We start from the raw sequence: 20,230 nt of genomic DNA on the forward strand, positions 1-20,230 counted from the left end.
AATATAAACAGAGAACAGTTTTTGATAGTTAAGTCCAACAGCAAAAAATATAGCTGACACGACTCCCCATGCAATTACTGGCATTTTCTTGAGAGCTTCATACAGCACAGGAAAGAATAGATATGTGATAATCATATAACCTGTATACCATTCCCCCACCAGATAATAGTTCTGCATCCGATAAAGAAAAAAGCCATCAAGACCAATTATTGAGAGAATAAATTTCCAATAATGCCCATCTCCAACAAAACTGCCTTTGATAATTAGCATAAGTGCAGCAACAATTAAATAACTTATCCAAAACGATGGGAATATTGCAAGCACTCTTTTTTTCAGAAAAAGAACATAGTCATTATTGTCTTTGGTGCTGATAACCAAAGACAACCCGGAAATAATGATAAACATAGAAATGCCAACATCACCCATTGTCTGACCGAAATAGGACAATTCACCGAGCTTTAAAAAACCGGGGTAGTTGTAATATATTTCCACATTATAATGGAACAATACGATCATAAAAAATGATATCACTCTTATGAAATCTGGCGCAAATAGACGCATATTTGAAGTTGTTACATTATTATTGTTCATTTATCATATTCCAGTGGTCATTTCAAAAACAGAAATATAGATAGCGAATGTAATACTATTGAATAAATATCAGCAATTCAATGGACATTCGATATGAGAAATCACTTAGGTAGGAACGATGCGCATAATTATAAATAGACAGCTCAAACTGGCACCACCATAGGTTGGGGTGCCAGAATGTTCAATCAGTCACTACCAAATAAATCGCGCGTGTAGACTTTATCTGCAACATCCGCCAGTTCTTCAGCCATGCGGTTAGAAATGATTACATCGGCTTCTTGCTTGAATGCATTTAGATCCCGCACAACGCGCGAATGGAAGAACTCGTCCTCCTGCATGACAGGTTCATAAATAATGACCTGTACACCCTTGGCCTTGATACGCTTCATGATCCCCTGAATGGATGAAGCGCGGAAGTTGTCGGATCCACTTTTCATAATCAGACGATAGACGCCCACCACTTTAGGCTGACGGGAAAGAATGGAGTCCGCCACGAAATCTTTACGTGTGCGGTTGGCGTCCACAATCGCCGAGATAATATTGTTTGGAACGGAGTGATAGTTTGCCAATAGCTGCTTAGTATCTTTAGGCAGACAGTAACCGCCGTAGCCAAAAGAGGGATTGTTATAATGGTTACCAATTCGTGGATCGAGGCAAACACCTTCGATGATCTGACGACTGTTAAGTCCAAGGCTCTCAGCATAGCTGTCCAGTTCATTGAAGTAAGCAACACGCATTGCCAGATAGGTGTTGGCAAAGAGCTTGATGGCTTCCGCTTCTGTTGAGTCGGTAAAGAGCGTCGGAATATCTTTCTTCGTCGCGCCCTCCTGCAACAGTGCCGCAAAGCGCTCTGCACGCTCAGAGCGTTCGCCAATCACGATTCGTGATGGATGCAGGTTATCGTAAAGCGCGCGACCTTCACGCAAGAATTCTGGCGAGAAAATAACGTTATCGATACCGTACTTCTCTTTAACCGACTGGGTAAAACCAACCGGAATGGTGGATTTAATGATCATGACCGCATCTGGATTGAACTCAATGACATCACGGATGACCGACTCAACGCTTGAGGTATTAAAATAGTTGGTTTTGGGATCGTAATCTGTAGGGGTGGCGATAATCACATATTCTGCCCCCACGTAAGCATCACGCTTGTCAGTCGTAGCGCGGAAGTTTAACGGCTTCGTTGCCAGATACTCTTCAATCTCTTTATCTACAATCGGGGACTGCTTCTTATTGAGCATATCCACTTTGGCCTGAACGATATCTAGCGCGACCACTTCGTGATTCTGAGCAATAAGAATACCGTTGGAGAGACCTACATACCCTGTACCGGAAATAGTTATTTTCATTTGCGAGTAACTTCTGTAAGTGAACTGTTAAGATGACCCGAGGACCATCATGATAACCAATGACTGTTGGGCTTTTTACCTCCTGCCTTGTGGGACTGTCAAGGCGAAGCCAGAGGATTAGCCCGTCTCGTGACAACATTCAGACTACTTCGAACATTTGGTGATTATTTTGATGTAAAAAAACCCGGAGAATATCTCCGGGTTTGCATACAACCTGAGGTTAAATCAGATTAATCCAGCCATTCCGTGTGGAACACACCTTCTTTATCAGTACGCTTGTAAGTATGTGCGCCGAAGTAGTCACGCTGTGCCTGAATCAGGTTAGCCGGCAGTACCGCAGCACGATAGCTATCGTAGTAGGCTACTGCAGCAGAGAAGGTCGGAACCGGGATACCGTTCTGCACAGCGTAGGCAACCACGTCACGCAGCGCCTGCTGGTATTCGTCCGCAATTTTCTTAAAGTACGGTGCCAGCAGCAGGTTGGCGATACCGGCGTTTTCAGCATAGGCATCGGTGATTTTCTGCAGGAACTGCGCACGAATGATGCAGCCCGCGCGGAAAATCTTCGCGATCTCACCATAGTTCAGATCCCAGTTGTTCTCGTCTGATGCCGCACGCAGCTGAGAGAAGCCTTGCGCGTAAGAAACGATTTTCCCCAGGTACAGTGCACGACGCACTTTCTCAACGAACTCCGCTTTATCACCCGCTGGTTTAGCCTGCGGGCCAGACAGCACTTTAGATGCCGCCACGCGCTGCTCTTTCAGGGAAGAGATGTAACGCGCGAAAACAGATTCGGTGATCAGAGACAGTGGTTCACCCAGATCCAGAGAGCTCTGGCTGGTCCATTTACCGGTGCCTTTGTTCGCTGCTTCATCCAGAATCACATCAACCAGGTATTTACCCTCTTCATCTTTTTTCGTGAAGATATCTTTGGTGATGTCAATCAGGTAGCTGTTCAGCTCGCCTTTGTTCCACTCGGTGAAGGTTTCCGCCAGCTCTTCATTGGTGAGGTTCAGGCCGCCTTTCAGCAGAGAGTATGCTTCCGCAATCAGCTGCATATCGCCGTATTCGATGCCGTTGTGCACCATTTTCACATAGTGACCTGCACCGTCCGCACCGATATAGGTTACGCAAGGCTCACCATCTTCAGCCACGGCTGCGATTTTGGTCAGGATAGGTGCAACCAGTTCGTATGCATCTTTCTGGCCGCCAGGCATGATAGATGGGCCTTTCAGCGCGCCCTCTTCACCACCGGAAACACCGGTGCCGATGAAGTTGAAGCCTTCAGCAGAAAGTTCACGATTACGACGGATGGTGTCCTGGAAGAAGGTGTTACCGCCATCAATGATGATGTCGCCTTTTTCGAGGTAAGGCTTCAGGGAGTCGATAGCAGCATCGGTACCTGCACCTGCTTTCACCATTAACAGGATACGACGAGGTGTTTCCAGAGACTCAACGAACTCTTTCACCGTATAGAAAGGAACCAGTTTCTTGCCTGGGTTCTCGGCAATCACTTCTTCGGTCTTATCACGGGAACGGTTGAAAACGGAAACGGTATAGCCACGGCTTTCGATGTTGAGCGCCAGATTGCGCCCCATAACAGCCATACCGACAACACCGATTTGTTGTTTGGACATTACGTACTCCTGTCAGGTGTGGATACGCCAGCGGATTCTTCCCGGCGATACAAAGTGTAAACATGTTAACTTAAAATTTATTGCGATGAACAGTAGCCATGTAAACTTCTTGTCCCATCTGTTTAACCTTAAGTGCACATTTCGGAAAACATTTCAGACCAAAAAATGTTACGCAGCGAGGCATACTGAATTACCATCTGAAGTAATTGCAATTTACACGTTCTCCGATCGCCTTTAATTTCAGCAAACTTTTAAAACATGTTTACGAAACATGTACATAACGCTTTTCAGATGCCATAGAAAATGTTTGCTAAACAATGTTCTATTATCATTTTGACTAAAATGTACTACTTTTAATTCAGGAAGATAGACTAATTTATAACCTGCATTTTTTGCTCTGATACAAATGTCGATATCTTCACAGTACATAAAAAATTGCTCATCGAAACCATTGATTTGATTAAAAACCGAGCATTTCATCCCTAAAAAAGAACCGGCGCACCAGTCAACAACCTGATGAGTGTTAATATCAGAGCGATCTATTATACTTTTATTATAACCCAGAAAATACGAAGTAAAGAAGTTAACTAATTTGGGAAAATGTCTGACTGAGGGATCTCGTACAGTCAAATTCTGATCTTTGTAGAGATCAGCTGTAAAGAGATCATATTTATGGCATGCAAGTATTCCACTTAATTGTTTAAGCGTGTCAGCATCGACCAATACGTCTGGATTGAGAAATAAGAAATAATCTTCCTGAACATTAACGCAATAATCTTCAATTATCTTTGCAACAGCATGATTGTTATTGCGTGAAAACCCCGAACGCTCAAGAGATGGAATATAACAAATCTTTTCGCTCGCGCAAAACTCTCGCAATCCAAGGCTATTTACATTATCTTTTATGTATATTCTAAATAGAGAGCTCGCATCAAACTGAGAATCATTAATTTTATTAATTAATGACTTGATATAATCATCATGAAAATGACTTACTACTATTATGTGTATCATAATAATTTTCTGACTGCATCTGACATTGCACGGAAATATACCTTCAGGTATTCAATGTTTTTACTTTTATAAAGTAAAATCATTTGATGCACAAAAGAAAAAACAATTTCCCGAATAGCTAATAGCTTTGGAATGTGAGGCATTTTTAACATAAAAACACCATTCCTGACTCGATAATAACGGCGCCATGCAGAGTGAACAGGAATAACAAACCCCAACATTTCAATATGAGCATCACCTATTTCATGCTGCATAATGACATTTGGAGTAATAAAGATTTTAAAACCACGGCTAATAACTCTTAAACACCATTCAGTATCAACATAATCAATGAAAAGGGAATCGTCCATAAGGTTGTCTAACAATAAAACCTTATTATCGACAAGACATCCTGAGGCAATAATGCATGACACTTCAACAGGTTTAGATGATGTTATATCGGGAATGATTTTAGTACGTAAGCCATGCCTGGACATTCTAATTACAGGATATATTTTTTTATAGCGGCTATCCTGCAGTGTTGGTCCAAGAGCAGCAATATTGTAACTCTGCTTAAGAGATACAAAATCTTCGACCATTTTGCTGACAAAATCTTCAGCTATACTGCTGTCTTGATCAAAGAATAATGTAAAATCTCCGCCAAGAGTAAGACCATGGCGGATACCTTTGTTTTGAGCAGCGGCAATACCGATATTATCAGAAAGGGACAAAAGCTCAACGTTAGAGCAGGAAGTCTGAAGCCTGGAAATATCCTCAATATTGTCACTACCATTGTCGACGATAATAGTTCGATAGGATTGTGTCTCTAACTGAGAGACAAGTGACGATAGATTGGTTGTTACAGGATTAAAGGTTACAACAATTGCTATAACCTTGTGTGGCTGAGAATTATCCCTGCTTGTCATCAGTGCAACCATTTGCCATGATTTGCTCAATTTTATTACTATTACCCCAGATAGCTGGAGAGTCATAGGCACGAGCTGGGAATACATTATAAACTGGTTTAATTTTGAGTCTATGCTGTTCTATAAACTCTTCTACTGCTGTACGTAAACTTTTCGGTTTGCCGCTACTGCAGTTAATCACTCCAGCAACCTCTGTCTGGATAGTCGCTGTCGCGATTTGTTTTGCAAGGCATTCAACGTCGATAAAATCATACAGCATTTCTCCACTGTTAAGTGGGAAAGTTTCTTTACCGGCATCTTCTGCAGCCATTATTTTTGAGAAAATTGAATTACTGTTTCTGTCATCACCAGTTATGTAATACATACGCAGCCATTTTAATGAAATTCCGGCCTTTTCCATTTCATAAGTGCAGATCTGGCGTAAGAAATTTTTCGCGATCCCATAAGGGTTACTAGGATTACAAGCCGTCTTTTCAGTAATCTCCCCAACATGATAACCTATTTCATGCATGGTTCCGGCCACTGAAATATTTTGTACACCTGCGCTAATCAAGGCTTTTAAAAATCGATAGTGGTTCATAACATTAGCGATATGACCCTGGTCGTGATGGTTAAAACCAGCACTCCAGGCTAGATGAAGCACAGCATCAAAGTCAGAGAAAACTTCAATGATTTTATCATCACTCGCATCTAAAATATCCATTTCAAGAACTTCCGATGTAATCGTATTTCTTGAACCGGGATATGTTATTGCGACAACATCGTGATGCATTGAAGTCAATGCTTTCACGACATGTTTACCAATGTAACCACCAGCACCAGTAACAGCAATTTTCATAATCAGTTGTTCTTCTTAAATTTTACAAGTTTATAGGCTTTTTTCGTTAAACGATATGGTCCATATAGCGTTTTAGCCACACGAGGATATTTATCCCAAACCGTACGTCTAAACGAACTAAACAGCAGTCTTGAACATCCGCTTAATACAGCAAGGAAATCCGGTTTACCCGATTTAGTTTCGGTAAACAACCTAAGCAAGCTTGAATATTGCCAGTAAACGTCACCATTAGGCAGGGCAGACATAATTTTCTGATGCTTAAATTCTAACTTAGCATAATTCTTTTCTGCTTGAGTTGGTGTCATTACACTATAAACACTAAATCCTTCATTTTTTGCTACATAACTAATAATGCGCTCAAGAACATGCGATAAACTACCATCGACATGCGCTGGCTCAGCATTAAAATCTGTCCATTTCCAATTATGCTCAAATAAAGGACGTAAAGCAGCGGGCCTGAACCAGAACATCGTCCCATATACTGCAACAGGAGTGTCATCATCCAATGGAACAACAACGCCAAGCTTCTTACATAATTCACTTGTTGGCCAATAGTTTGCAAACCAGGCATGGCCCATTGTAGGGAAACCGATGTGAACAAGCGGTGGACAAATTATTCCTATATCATTACGCTTGTTCATCAAACCAATAACGTTGGTAATATATTCTGGTGACCCGAGAAGGTTCTCATAGAGATGTTTTTTAAACGAATCAGCACGTGCAAATCCATTCTGCGGGGATTTTTTCGAGTGTAAGCGACAGATATAATCATATTTATCACTGGTACCAATGTCCTTAAATGTGATAAATAATGAGGACATATCACGTCCTCTGTTTTCCTCAACGACGCGAACCTCAACATACTGCCCGATATCTTTCGTTTTTTCTCTTAGTATGGATGCATCTTTTTCGCTTGAGGTTGAAATATACAAATCATATTTATAAGGAATATTTTTTATATAAGAATAAATTTCTTCCCACATATCTGAATAAAATACATGAGCAAGAACAGCAATTTTTGGTTCCGGATTCTCTACGTTGTTATACTCTGGAGAAGGATAATTATCAGGCAAGATCCTTAACTGTTCCAGATTTGTGTAAAGAATGCGTGGTTTTACTGTGCGATTAATATTTTGATTGATAAGACCAATATCGTAATCACTTGTCTTCTCGATGGTCTCCACAGCTCCGCGTAGATCTACACAGTTAATGTCAAGCCACATTGGATCATGGAAAAATAAACGACGTTTAAGAATTGGACATCTATTTTCAATAGTTCGCTTAACGTCAATGAATGTTGGGTAATCTGATGGGTAGTTATCATTGCTTATATAAACAGATGATGTGAAGCCCATTGCCTGGAAATGAGACGTAAAGCGTGATTCATGACTTAAAACAGAATCAGTATAACTATTAATCATTGGCATATCTTGCCAATATTTTTTAAACTCAATGGAGTTTAACATTTTCTTGCGAATTGCAATGAAATGAGATTGTATATGACGAGGCAAGACTCCAGTTCCTGTAAACGGATTTGGAACCATTTCGTTATGTTCGCTAATCCCCCAGAAATCACACGCCCTGCTATCCATTTCATTGAAAAGTTCGGAAAAAGGGAAAATCGGGGCAAAGAAGGTGTAATTGAGTAAAATAACCTCATCGTATTTACTGGCTAATTCATCATAGCCAATAGTTTCCATTCCTTCTTTATAACCCCAAACATCGAAGCCCACATTTTCTCGGCAGAAAACAGTAGCCCCAATCTTTTCAAGCTTTGCCCTTCCTGCGACGGTCATTTTCGAATTAGAAACAACAACAATATCTTCGACAAATTCCTTTAATGCAGTCAGCTTGGTTGGGATATAATCATCAACTTCACCAAATTCGTCATAAAAAAGATAAAAGGCAATCCTGCGCATTAAACATTACCACTCATTTTTTCAAATATTGATTAATAATTTCATCAGGTTTGCCATCAGCAATGATATTGCCATGGTCAACCCAAATAACTCGATTGCAAAGTTCAAGCAAAAGATCCATTTGGTGAGAAACAAACACCATAATATTGGAATCTTCTATCATCGCTTTCATTCTTGCCTGTGCTTTTTTGATAAAATCGGCATCACCGCCAGCGAAAAGTTCATCAAGAATTAGAATATCAGGCTGAGTAGCGGTAGCGATTGAGAACGCCAGCTTCATATACATACCAGTCGAATAATATTTTACCGGCGTGTCAATAAATTGTTCAAGCTCAGAGAAATTAATGATGTCTGGCTCAATTTCTTTCAATCTTTTTAAATTATAACCAAGAATCGTTCCATTGAGGTAAATATTTTCTCTACCACTCAACTCCGGATTAAAACCTGCACCTATCTCAAGTAGTGGTGCTACTTTACCTTTTATATCAATCGTACCACTCGTTGGCGTATAAATTTTGCACAAAATTTTCAATAAAGAGCTCTTACCTGCTCCATTGTGTCCAATAATGCCTAACCTATCACCGTGGTTAATATGCAAATTAATATTATTTAGAGCTAAAAAGGTATCATTTTTTTTCTGATGAGTTCTGGAGAATAAATCAGCGAACAACTCTTTTAAACTTGAATTTTTATTATGATGCAGTGCAAACTGCAATCCAACATTTTTAAGAACTATTTCAGAATTCATATTTACAACCTAAATATAACTTTTGCGTCATTGCGTCTAAAATAGATGATACCGAAGATAATACTCAGCAACGAACAAACAGAGCATATTATTAGCGATTGAGTTTCAGGTAAGGTTCCTGAATAAATTGGCGAACGGAAGAGGTCAATATAATATACAAGTGGATTCCATGTAAATATCACATGGAACTTTTCTGGTATAGCAGTTATCGGATAAATGATTGGTGTGGCAAAATATAATGCTTGTAATACAACCCCAATAAGATATTGTACGTCCCTATAATAAACAGTCACAATTGAAAGTATAAACGTGACACCAAGGGAAAACATGACCAAAAGCAGAAATGCAACGGGCAGGAAAAATAGAGCAGACGATATTTTAGCACCCAGTATCAAAGCTATAATAAACAAGCAAGCAGTGCTAAGCAGTGAATCCACCAATGTTGAGATAACTACGGATATTACAAACAATTGTTTTGGTAGATATATTTTTTTAAACAAAGATTCATTCGCCAGTAATGCTCCCCCCCCCTGGTTAAGAGAGTTAGAAAAAACTGACCAGGGTATCATCGCGGCAAATAAAAATATAGCGTATTCATTAACCTGAAACTTCATTACCAGCGAAAATACCACTGCGATAATCGCCATATTTAGTAATGGATTCAGTAAGGTCCAGAGAAAACCAAAGAAAGTTCTTCTGTACCTCATAGTAATCTGTTGATGAATTAGTTGTCTTAAAACTTGTCGATACTCAACTATCTCATTAATAAACGAATTCATAATTTTTTACTTTCATCAATTAGAGCACGAACACTTTGTTCAAAGCCTTGTGAAAAACAGGAACGTTTGTAACCAAACTTTTCTATTTTATCGCAATTTAAAACACTAAATTTGGGTCTCCTGGCGATGGCTTTATATTCTGCAGTACTAATTGGTTCAACTTTAGATTGTGAAAATGTTATAGCTGCAGCGATTTTATTGGCAAAATCATACCAGCTCATTACAGTATCACCGCTGTAATGATAGAGACCAGGTTGGAGTGTTCCTTCTTTGATTATATCAATAATCAAATTTGCAATATCCGGCGCATATGTAGGCGCGCCAACCTGATCGTATACAACTTTAATATCTTTATTTTTCTCAACCAAATTAAATATGGTTTTTAAAAAATTCTTTCCATATTCACTATATACCCAAGATGTTCTTATTATAATAGCACCAGCATGATTTTTAAGAACCTCCAGTTCCCCCTTGTGTTTTGTACTGCCGTAAACGTTAAGTGATTTTACGGTGTCTTTCTCGGTATACGGTTCACTGCTGTTACCATCGAAAACATAATCTGTGGAAACATGGATAAGTTTAGCACCATATTTTGATGATGCCTGAGCGACATATTTAGCGCCTAAATTATTCACGTTTTCAGAAAAATCAACATTAGTTTCAGCATCATCAACGGAAGTGAAAGCAGCAGTATTTATTACGACATCAGGCTTAAAATCAGAAATGACATCATAAACATTGCGTTCGTTAGCAATATCGAGGAATATTTTATCTGCCGCTAGTAAAATCCAGTCTTGCGGGATACGTCTGCTAAGACTTTGTCCTAACTGACCTTGAGCTCCGGTTAGCAGTACTCTCATTTATAAAGATTCGCCAAAGTAAGACCTTTTTTATCCTTTTCAGAAAGTTTTGGATTGGTCACGGGCCATTCAATACCGACCTCTTCATCATTCCAAAGCAAGCATCCTTCATGTTCCGGATAATAATAATCAGTACACTTATATTCAAAGTCGGCGGTATCCGTGAGAACGCAAAAACCATGCGCGAGTCCAGGTGGGATCCAAAGTTGATTTTTATTCTCGGCTGAGAGCTCAACACCAACCCATCGGCCATAAGTTTTTGAATCCGGGCGAATATCAACAGCAACATCAAATACTGCACCACTTACAACACGAACTAATTTACCCTGTGGATTATTTTTTTGAAAATGTAGACCACGAAGGACATCTTTAGTTGAACGCGAATGGTTATCCTGCACGAAGTCGAGATCTATATTGAGCATTTCTTGATAACGCTTCTTCTCAAAGGTTTCCAGGAAAAAACCACGTTCATCCCCAAAAACTCTTGGCTCAATAATTTTCACGTCGTGTATAATTGTATCAATGACTTTCACGAAACTGCCCCTTCATAAGAAATTATTTATAACACTTGATTGTTGCGTTTATACACAATCCCTGCAGATGTTTTCTTTCCTTAGTGAATTCAATTTTGGCAGGTTTCATATGTATTTCTTTCAATTCTAATATCAATATATATATTGATAAAACATATCGAAAATGCCAAACAATATATCTCCCTGTGTAAATTAAACGATAACTTTAACAGCAGGGAGGCAAATATTATTTATTCGCTAATTAATACTTTGAGATAACGGCCATATTCAGTTTTAGCAAGCTTTTTAGCTTGTTCCTCAACCTGGTCCTTGCTCATCCATCCATTACGATATGAAATTTCCTCAAGGCAAGCCACTTTCATCCCCTGACGTTTTTCAATGGTATGAATAAATTGGGAAGCCTCGACCAGGCTGTCGTGAGTACCCGTATCCAGCCATGCAAAACCACGCCCCAGCAATTCAACCTGCAATTTCCCCTGCTCGAGATACATCTGGTTAAGGGTCGTAATTTCAAGTTCACCACGGGCGGAAGGTTTAACCTGTTTGGCCATTTCGACTACATGCTTATCGTAGAAATAGAGACCGGTCACCGCCCAGTTTGATTTTGGTTTTAACGGTTTCTCTTCGATGGACAGCGCTTTGTAGTTCTCATCGAATTCAACCACGCCAAACCGCTCAGGATCCTGCACCTGATAACCAAAGACCATTGCTCCGCTGGTCATTTGTGAAGCCGCTTCCAGTTTTTTACCAAAGCTCTGACCAAAGTAAATATTATCACCCAGCACCAGTGCACAAGGTTCATTATTGATAAACTCTTCACCAATAATAAATGCCTGCGCCAGGCCATCCGGGGATGGCTGAACCGCGTAAGATAAACTAATCCCAAATTGCGAGCCATCGCCTAACAGGCGTTTGAACGAAGGCATATCTTCCGGGGTAGTAATGACCAAAATCTCACGGATACCTGCCAGCATCAGTACAGAAATTGGGTAGAAAATCATTGGCTTATCATAAACAGGAAGCAACTGTTTAGATACACCTTGCGTAATCGGATAGAGACGGGTTCCGGAACCACCAGCAAGTACAATACCTTTCATCATATTTTCCTTTATTATTCCGCCAGTCCCAGACGTTCGCCCGCATAGGAGCCATCCATTACCCGCTTCCACCAGCTTTCGTTGCTCAAATACCACTCAACCGTTTTACGGATACCTGACTCGAAGGTTTCCTGAGGCACCCATCCCAGATCGTTTTTAATTTTGCTGGCATCAATGGCGTAGCGCAGGTCGTGTCCCGGACGGTCGGTTACATAGGTAATAAGATCGGCGAAGTGAGTAATGCCTGCAGGCTTATCGGCAATAATTTCATCCAGAATGGTGCAAATTGTCTTCACGACTTCAATATTTTTACGCTCATTGTGACCACCGATATTGTAGGTTTCGCCCACAGTACCTTCAGTTACCACTTTGTATAACGCGCGTGCATGATCTTCCACAAACAGCCAGTCGCGAATCTGCTCACCGTTGCCGTACACAGGAAGCGGTTTACCTGCCAGAGCGTTCAGGATAATAAGCGGAATCAGTTTTTCCGGGAAGTGGTATGGACCGTAGTTATTCGAACAGTTCGTCACCAGCGTCGGAAGACCGTAGGTACGACGCCACGCGCGCACTAAATGATCGCTGGATGCTTTAGAAGAGGAGTAAGGACTACTTGGCGAATATGGCGTGGTCTCGGTGAACAGCGGAAGATCGCTACCGGCAGGTACTTCATCAGGATGCGGCAAGTCGCCATACACTTCATCGGTGGAGATGTGATGGAAACGAAACGCCGATTTGCGTCCGTCGTCCAGTTGAGACCAATACTGACGCGAAGCCTCCAGCAATACATAGGTACCGATAATGTTGGTTTCGATAAAGGCTGCAGGGCCTGTGATTGAACGGTCTACATGGCTCTCGGCGGCAAGATGCATTACAACATCAGGCTGATGCTCAGCGAAAATGCGCGACATAGCACTGCCGTCACAGATGTCAGCCCGCTCAAAGGCATAACGGGGATCATTTTCGATTTCTGACAGAGATTCCAGGTTCCCCGCGTAGGTTAATTTATCTACGTTAACGACAGAATCCTGAGTGTTATTAATAATATGACGAACTACTGCAGATCCAATAAAACCTGCACCACCAGTAACAAGTATTTTCACGAGACTATTCCGTATTGCATCGCCATGTTAAATCGCGAACATTATTTTTGAGTGGTTACCTTGCAACGCGCCAAATTTAAAACACGCTACCGCCCCTGGCTCTCCAGCTACCAGTGCACTGAAAACAATAAAAATGTTAGCTACTATGCAATGAGAACCAGTGCCTGTTGTTATCAAATAGGCACAGAATGCTAATCTGATATTCTCCACTTAAATAGGTTTGAAGACAAGGGAAAATCTCAGACTAAACCATCATGTCTACACTCAGCAAAAAGTGCCTTAGACATTGATTCTATTACAATAAAAAAGGTAGCAAGAGTAATTACAGAAGCTGGAACAGCCTCCTCGTACTCGTTGCTACCCGATTCATTTGTTAAGGATTTGACTTACTGTTCCAGAAGTTTCTCAATTCTCTTGCGGAACTTCGCCCCTTCCTTCAGGTTGCGCAGTCCATAGTTCACGAACGCCTGCATATAGCCCATCTTCTTACCGCAGTCATAGCTCTCACCGGTCATCAGCATCGCATCGACAGACTGCTTCTTCGCCAGCTCAGCAATCGCGTCGGTGAGCTGAATACGGTCCCAGGCGCCTGGCTCGGTTTTTTCCAGCTCGGCCCAGATATCGGCGTTCAGAACATAACGGCCCACCGCCATCAGGTCAGAATCCAGCGTCTGCGGCTGATCCGGTTTTTCGATGAACTCAACGATGCGGCTAACCTGCCCTTCCGTCTCCAGCGCTTCTTTGGTCTGAATTACGGAGTACTCGGAGAGATCGCCTTTCATGCGCTTCGCCAGCACCTGGCTACGGCCCGTTTCGTTGAAACGTGCCACCATTGCCGCCAGGTTATAGCGCAGCGGATCGGCAGACGCGTTATCAATAATGATATCCGGCAGCACAACGATGAAGGGGTTGTCACCCACAACCGGACGGGCACAAAGAATAGAGTGTCCCAGACCCAGCGGCTGCGCCTGACGCACGTTCATGATGGTCACGCCCGGCGGACAAATAGACTGCACTTCCGCCAGCAGCTGACGCTTAACGCGCTGCTCCAGCAACGCTTCGAGTTCGTAAGAGGTGTCAAAGTGGTTTTCTACCGCATTCTTGGACGAGTGCGTAACCAGGACGATTTCTTTGATCCCTGCAGCAACAATCTCGTCGACAATGTACTGAATCATTGGCTTATCGACGATCGGCAGCATCTCTTTAGGAATGGCTTTTGTGGCTGGCAGCATATGCATGCCCAGGCCTGCTACCGGAATGACTGCTTTCAAATTAATCATTATTTCTTCCACCTTAAAATGGTTGACGAATTATAGCTCTTAAACCTGTTTTCGCCAGCATGATTTGCCGTAACCCTGAAGCAATGTTACGCCTTAGCATCACATATTTCTGTAGTTGTAATCTGATTCGATCGCGCTTTTATGCCAGGAATAGTCTCAAAACAGATTATTGTCGATTATCTGTGCGGAAGCGCAAAGTTCAGCCTTTCCACATTCACCACCTGCTGGTCGACCCGGTCAATATCCACCGAGCTTTGCCCCTTCTCATTAACGGCTTTTATGTTCGCCAGCGACAACAGCGTCTCGTCTTTCGCCATGAATTTTCCTCGCACATCCTTGCGCAGGTCGAAGTTAATCTTCAGGGCGGGCCCCACGGCAGCTTCCTGCATGACATTGATATTGCGTAAGAAAAGATGCTGCGGCTTGTTGTGCAGTTCCAGCGTTGCACGCTGCATTTCCACATTGGTAATCGCCACAAACGACGTCGCATTACCGGATGAAATCTGTATTCCGCGCAATTTATAGGCGAGCTGGCGGTTATCGAGATGAATATTATTGAGCTTGAAGTTCTGCGGGATGGACAAATAATCGCCTTTTATGACCCCATAGCCGATTAACATTCCCGCGCTGTTGACCATGTCGACATTATCAATAATGAAATTATCACAGCCATAAATCGCCACCGTGGCGTTGTCTATTCCCGCCTTTTTACTGAAGTCTGGGGTGATATTTTTGGCCTTAATATTGCGGATAATAAAGTGTTTTCCGTTTTCCACGTGCACCAGCTGGCGACAGTTGCTGCCGGTGATGTTGGCCACCACGAAGTTCTTAACGGTTTGCTTTTCCGGGTAGTCGTTGTCGTAGGTGCTGCCGGCAAGGCCAATGCCGATGCCCCAGTTGATCTTGCCGTTGGTGCAGTTGATGTTATCGATGACATGGTCAGAAATCAGGATATTGCGATCGTTGATAGCGACGTTCCACTCGATCGCATCGCCCTGCAGATGGCTAAATTTGCTGTTGGTGATGCGAGCGCCGTCCACCTGGTTGTGGAAACCCTGGCGCAAGATAGCGTAGTTGGCCTGACTCACGCTGATGTTATCAATCAGCAAATTGCGCATCACGCTGGGTTTCTTACCGCCGATGTAGATCTGCGTTACAGGGCCAAAACCGCTCATGGCCAGCCCTTTAATTACGCAGTCGGAGCCACGTACATCGAGAGTGATATTCTCTGTCCGCCCCTCGCCTTCCCCTATCACTTTGCTGCCTTCCTGCAGAACAAAGCGGCCGCGGCCATTGCCGGTTAACGCCCCGCGGATTAGCAGCGTTTTACCGTCGGGAATGAAAATACCCGTGTTGATGTTTTCACAGGTCAGCCCGGCAGGGACAACGACCGTGTCCCCGTCATTAAACGCCTGCTTAAAGGCCGCGATCCAGTCGTTGTTATTGTACTGTTTAACAGAGACCGTTCTTCCGCTCGCCGCCCGCGCAATGCGGGACGACAGCAGCGGCGTAGCCGCCAGAACGGACAGAGACGAGACAAAGGTGCGTCGGGTAATCTTTTTCAGCATACATCCTCGGCGTTACAACGTTTGCAGCAGGCTGGCTAACTGACGGTTAATCACCTGCTGGTTAAAATCGGCTTCAACTTTTTGTCGGGCATTGTGCAGCACAGGCTCCAGCGCCTGCTGGTCGATGTCGCTGAAAGCAGCTAACCGATCGGCGAGCGCCATGGCGTTATTCTCCGGCACCAGCCAGCCGGAATGGTCAGACTTAATGAGCTCCGGGATCCCGCTGTGCAGGGTCGAGACCACGGGTATACCCACGGCCATTGCCTCCATCAGCGCCACCGGAATGCCTTCCATATCGCCATCGGCCCCCGTTACGGAAGGCAGCAGAAATACATCTGCCTCATCAAGCATGGCCTTGACCTCGTGGCTCGGCTTGAAGCCCGGCATCTCTACGACATCTTCCAGCTGATACTGTTCGATAAGCGTGCGCAGACGACGCTCCCACGGCCCAATCCCGAGAATGCGGTAGTGGAAATCCACCCCACGCGCTTTCAGCTGGCGGCAGGCTTCAATCGCCACATGCAGCCCTTTCTTCTCGGTCAGGCGCGCGACGGAGATGATCTGCAGCGGTTTGCCCGGCACCTTCACCGGACGGCGGGTAAAGCGCGTTAAATCCACGCCCATGCGCGAAACGGCAATTTTCTCTCCCGGGCAGCCCATGTTTTTCAGGCGTCCGGCCCACAGTTCGCTGATCGGCAGCATCATGTCGCCACGCCGGAAAAGCTGCTGGTATTCCGGCGTGTAGTGGTTCAGCACTTCGCGGCTGGAGATGTCGATACCGTGGAAAATGGTCGCAATTTTACCGTCAATTACGCCCAGTTCGCGCAGCTTCGCGGCGGTGACGCCTGCCGGGCCAAAGTGGGCGATAAACACGTCGGCACGATACGGCTGCGCCGTTTGCCCGCAGATGGCCGACAGGATCAGATTGCGTGATTCTGATCCATAGCGGGAGACATTCAGCGCCCGCCACGTCGACGCGCGATGGATCCCACGTAAGGTCTGGCTGGCGCGGTGGCGCAACTTACTCAGCTTCCCGGACGGCTCATCCTGCAGCCAGCGGGTTTTTGCCTCCAGCCCATACTGGGTATACGCCGCATGGGTATTTTGGGTATCGCCCTTTTGCAGGGCGATAATCTCCACGTCATATCCCATATCGATAAACGCGGTGATTTGGTTCAGAACAAACGTTTCGGACGACAGTGGAAATTTCAGTAAGAAGAAACCAACCTTCATTTCCCCTCCCGTACGCGATCGAGTACCGATTTCACCATCCCAATGCCCTTCTCGCGCTCGGCTTTCACCGCCACCGCCAGACGTTCATTGATAGCAGGCAGTTGGCCAAGCGTGTCCCCCACCATGGCGCCGAGCGATCCGTCCAGCAGATGACGAATATCCACCGCCATTTCCGGCATACCGAGCTGCTGCATAATCCCGGCGGACTTGTGCTCATAGTTAATGGCAATGGCTGGCGTGCCAAAGTTCATGGAGATAATGGCCGAGTGCAGACGGGTGCCCACCGTCAGATCGCAGGCGGAGAGCAGCTTGCCCATCTCCAGGTCGTTCAGTTCATCCATCACCACGTGATAACGTGACGGGTCATTGACCAGGTTGCGCAGGTTCAGCGCCACCATGCGGTCATCTTTGTTGTAGCTGTCGATGCCGGTACAGGTGGACAGCGCCAGTACCTGGTACCCGCTGTCCAGCACGCGGTTCACCACGTCGGCGAACGCTTGCTCATACGCCGCCTGCGTCGTGCCTAAACGTTTATCGAAGGGCGCCAGCTCGCGCAGGGTGATCGCGACGGTTTTCTGTTTCGCCGCCACGTCGAGCCAGTGCTGCACCGCATAGCTCGGCTGGAAGCTGTCGTCCTGGTGATCCACCAGCCAGGCGGTATCCACGCCGTGCTCAACTTTTGACGTGTCAATCTCGCTGCGCTTCATCATCTCAAGGCTGACCGACTCGCGCAGGATCAGCGCGTCGCAGTGGCCGAAGACATAGTTTGCGAGCTGGTTAAACTGCGGATCCTGGAAAGGCCCCACGCTGTGGCCAATCATAAATAGCGGCTTTTTCGCCATGAACGTGCAGAGCGCATGCTCAAACTGCGGCACGCCGTAGAGATCGACGAAGAATGAACCGCCGACCTGGATAATGGCGTCATAGCCGGACAGCAGACGAACAAAGTCAGTGAAGCCCTGCGCGATGGCGATGTTGCGCAGCTTGCCGGTATCGGTCACCCGGGAAAGCAGCACCTGATGCTGGTAGCGACGACGCAGCACTTTTTTCACGCGGCCCATCACGCCCGCGGCGTTGTTGTGCTGTTTCATCTGGCTGTAAAGCGGGTCGCCCATCACCGGGCGGTTCAGTAACCAGGATGAGCTGACCGGATAACGGCTCATCACGTCCACTTCGGTCTCAGGCTTAAGGGTGTTAATCGCATCCAGTAAACCGCGCAGGATGGCGCTGTCGCCACGGTTGCCGCAGGTATGGTTGCCAAGAATTAATAATTTCATAATGGCCTCTTAAAGAACTAGCCTGCGCGAAGCAGCGTTTTCATTTTTTCGTTACGGCAAAACTGGCGCTTCATCTCAACGACCAGCGCATTGCGAGAAAGTACGATCATCACGACGAAGGCCAGCGCCCCCGCGGCAACCTGCACCGCCAGCAGCGCGGCCAGCGGCAGATGGCCGCTGAGGATCGCGCCCAGACCGTAGCTCACCGCCAGGGTCGGCAATGAGAGATAGAACGGCAGCCACAGGCTCAGGATGTACTGACGGTAGCTGGAGCCCAGCACCGGTTTAATCATGATGAAGTAGCTCAGGACGGTATTGACGATCTGCACCAGCAGGAAGCCCAGCGTCACGCCAATGGCGCCCGCCATGTGCCCGCCGACGATAATTGCCGGAATAAACAGGAAGGTTTTGAACACGTTGAATTTAAAGCTGATGTCCACGCGCGCTTTTGCCATCAGCAGGGACCCAATCGGGTTCCCCACGGAGCGCAGTAACCCTACCACGCACAGCAGCTGAAGGATCGGGATAATACCGTTCCACTTCTCGCCAAACACCAGCGGCACGAAGTTGCTGGACACCACCATCAGCCCCAGCAGCACCGGGAAGTTGATAATCCCCACCACCGAAAGCAGCTTGTAGAAATTAACGCGCAGCTTTTCGGTGTCGTCCTGAATCTTGGCAAACGCCGGGAACAGCACGCGGGTGATTATTGGGTTCAGCTTCATCGGCGGCACCACCGCGACGTTGTAGGCCAGGTTGTAGCCCCCCGCCACGCTGGCGCCGAGAATACGTGCCAGCACCAGCGTCGAGAGGTTGGTGTTCACATAGTTGATAATGCTGTCCGCCGTCAGCCACGCGCCAAAGCGCAGGTTGGACGAGACGGACGCAAGAGAGAAATGCAGTCCCGGACGGTAAATTTTACGCCCAAAGTAGCCAAACAGCAGCGTACGCACGGCAGAGTTCACCAGGTAACCGAGGATGGCGGTCATCGCCAGCGGCCAGAAATGGGCGCTCACGACGGTAAAGGTAAAGCCCGCCAGCACGGCGCTGGTCTCGATCATGCCGATCTTATTGAACTCCAGCTCTTTCTGCATCAGCGCGCGGAACTGCTGCCCGTGGGGGATCACCACGAACGCAAACGACAGCGTGCGCATCAGCGGGGCGAGATCCGGGTTGTGCAGCACGCTGGCGATGGTGTCGCTCAGCAGGAACACCAGCACAAACACGAAAATCCCCAGCCCCACGTTCAGCCAGTAGAGCGTGGTCAGCTCAAGATGGCTGATCTCTTTGCGCTGGATAATCGAGTTGGCGATACCAAAGTCAGACAGCGTATCGGCCAGCGCGATGATCACCAGCGAGACGGTCAGCAGGCCGAACTGGTGATTATCGATAATGCGCGCCAGCACCGTCATCTGCACCAGGCCGAGGCCAATGATGACGATGGTCGCCATCGCTGACCACTTGGCGCCGCTGATGGTTTTTTCACGTAAGCTCAT

General features: G+C 45.5%; 18 protein-coding genes. All 18 read right to left on the reverse strand.

The window, feature by feature from the left end; all coding sequences use genetic code 11:
- On the reverse strand, positions 1-591 hold a 591-nt coding region (locus ACMWJS_RS21760; RefSeq protein WP_414747564.1), incomplete at its 3' end, for an acyltransferase family protein.
- Positions 592-776: 185 nt separating this feature from the next.
- Positions 777-1,943 (reverse strand): UDP-glucose 6-dehydrogenase, encoded by a 1,167-nt coding sequence (gene ugd, locus ACMWJS_RS21765; RefSeq protein ID WP_045908606.1) that lies wholly within the window; start codon positions 1,941-1,943, stop codon positions 777-779.
- 230 nt (positions 1,944-2,173) lie between these two features.
- Positions 2,174-3,580 carry an NADP-dependent phosphogluconate dehydrogenase gene (gndA, locus tag ACMWJS_RS21770; protein ID WP_039266706.1) on the reverse strand — a complete coding sequence of 469 codons (1,407 nt, stop codon included), beginning with the start codon at positions 3,578-3,580 and terminating at the stop codon, positions 2,174-2,176.
- 240 nt (positions 3,581-3,820) lie between these two features.
- Positions 3,821-4,594, reverse strand: coding sequence for a glycosyltransferase (locus tag ACMWJS_RS21775; RefSeq protein WP_248221887.1), 774 nt, complete (start codon positions 4,592-4,594; stop codon positions 3,821-3,823).
- Complete coding sequence (locus ACMWJS_RS21780) at positions 4,591-5,499, reverse strand: glycosyltransferase family 2 protein (RefSeq protein WP_262808477.1); 909 nt, start codon at positions 5,497-5,499, stop codon at positions 4,591-4,593. The genes ACMWJS_RS21775 and ACMWJS_RS21780 overlap by 4 nt, the downstream gene beginning before the upstream one ends.
- Complete coding sequence (locus ACMWJS_RS21785) at positions 5,483-6,337, reverse strand: NAD-dependent epimerase/dehydratase family protein (protein WP_045908610.1); 855 nt, start codon at positions 6,335-6,337, stop codon at positions 5,483-5,485. Before ACMWJS_RS21785 ends, ACMWJS_RS21780 begins: the two co-directional genes overlap by 17 nt.
- 2 nt (positions 6,338-6,339) lie before the next feature.
- The gene (locus tag ACMWJS_RS21790) at positions 6,340-8,256 is read right to left on the reverse strand and encodes a rhamnan synthesis F family protein (protein ID WP_047074845.1); all 1,917 of its coding nucleotides are present in this window, start codon (positions 8,254-8,256) and stop codon (positions 6,340-6,342) included.
- Between the two features lie 13 nt (positions 8,257-8,269).
- Positions 8,270-9,004: an ABC transporter ATP-binding protein gene (locus ACMWJS_RS21795; RefSeq protein WP_334755109.1), complete on the reverse strand. Its 735-nt coding sequence runs from the start codon at positions 9,002-9,004 to the stop codon at positions 8,270-8,272.
- A 2-nt stretch (positions 9,005-9,006) separates the two neighbouring features.
- A complete protein-coding gene (locus ACMWJS_RS21800; RefSeq protein ID WP_045908613.1) occupies positions 9,007-9,783 on the reverse strand; it encodes an ABC transporter permease in 777 nt (258 codons plus the stop codon).
- Positions 9,780-10,643: a dTDP-4-dehydrorhamnose reductase gene (gene rfbD, locus ACMWJS_RS21805; RefSeq protein ID WP_334755110.1), complete on the reverse strand. Its 864-nt coding sequence runs from the start codon at positions 10,641-10,643 to the stop codon at positions 9,780-9,782. The genes ACMWJS_RS21800 and rfbD overlap by 4 nt, the downstream gene beginning before the upstream one ends.
- Positions 10,640-11,176 carry a dTDP-4-dehydrorhamnose 3,5-epimerase gene (gene rfbC, locus ACMWJS_RS21810; RefSeq protein WP_039266714.1) on the reverse strand — a complete coding sequence of 179 codons (537 nt, stop codon included), beginning with the start codon at positions 11,174-11,176 and terminating at the stop codon, positions 10,640-10,642. The genes rfbD and rfbC overlap by 4 nt, the downstream gene beginning before the upstream one ends.
- A 230-nt stretch (positions 11,177-11,406) precedes the next feature.
- A complete protein-coding gene (rfbA, locus tag ACMWJS_RS21815; protein WP_039266715.1) occupies positions 11,407-12,273 on the reverse strand; it encodes a glucose-1-phosphate thymidylyltransferase RfbA in 867 nt (288 codons plus the stop codon).
- A 14-nt stretch (positions 12,274-12,287) separates the two neighbouring features.
- Complete coding sequence (gene rfbB, locus ACMWJS_RS21820) at positions 12,288-13,376, reverse strand: dTDP-glucose 4,6-dehydratase (RefSeq protein WP_229226119.1); 1,089 nt, start codon at positions 13,374-13,376, stop codon at positions 12,288-12,290.
- Positions 13,377-13,762: 386 nt separating this feature from the next.
- Entirely contained in the window at positions 13,763-14,656 is an 894-nt protein-coding gene (galF, locus tag ACMWJS_RS21825; RefSeq protein WP_039266717.1) for a GalU regulator GalF, read from the reverse strand.
- A 176-nt stretch (positions 14,657-14,832) separates the two neighbouring features.
- Positions 14,833-16,224, reverse strand: a complete 1,392-nt coding sequence (gene wcaM, locus ACMWJS_RS21830; RefSeq protein ID WP_262789736.1) for a colanic acid biosynthesis protein WcaM — start codon at positions 16,222-16,224, stop codon at positions 14,833-14,835.
- Between the two features lie 12 nt (positions 16,225-16,236).
- Positions 16,237-17,457 carry a colanic acid biosynthesis glycosyltransferase WcaL gene (gene wcaL / locus ACMWJS_RS21835; RefSeq protein WP_063622062.1) on the reverse strand — a complete coding sequence of 407 codons (1,221 nt, stop codon included), beginning with the start codon at positions 17,455-17,457 and terminating at the stop codon, positions 16,237-16,239.
- Positions 17,454-18,734: a colanic acid biosynthesis pyruvyl transferase WcaK gene (wcaK, locus tag ACMWJS_RS21840; protein WP_045908618.1), complete on the reverse strand. Its 1,281-nt coding sequence runs from the start codon at positions 18,732-18,734 to the stop codon at positions 17,454-17,456. The genes wcaL and wcaK overlap by 4 nt, the downstream gene beginning before the upstream one ends.
- A gap of 17 nt (positions 18,735-18,751) precedes the next feature.
- Positions 18,752-20,230, reverse strand: coding sequence for a colanic acid undecaprenyl disphosphate flippase WzxC (gene wzxC / locus ACMWJS_RS21845; protein WP_032646471.1), 1,479 nt, complete (start codon positions 20,228-20,230; stop codon positions 18,752-18,754).

Source organism: Enterobacter sp. HK-058-C-ECC, assembly GCF_047531125.1.
Classification (GTDB): Bacteria; Pseudomonadota; Gammaproteobacteria; order Enterobacterales; family Enterobacteriaceae; genus Enterobacter; species Enterobacter quasiroggenkampii.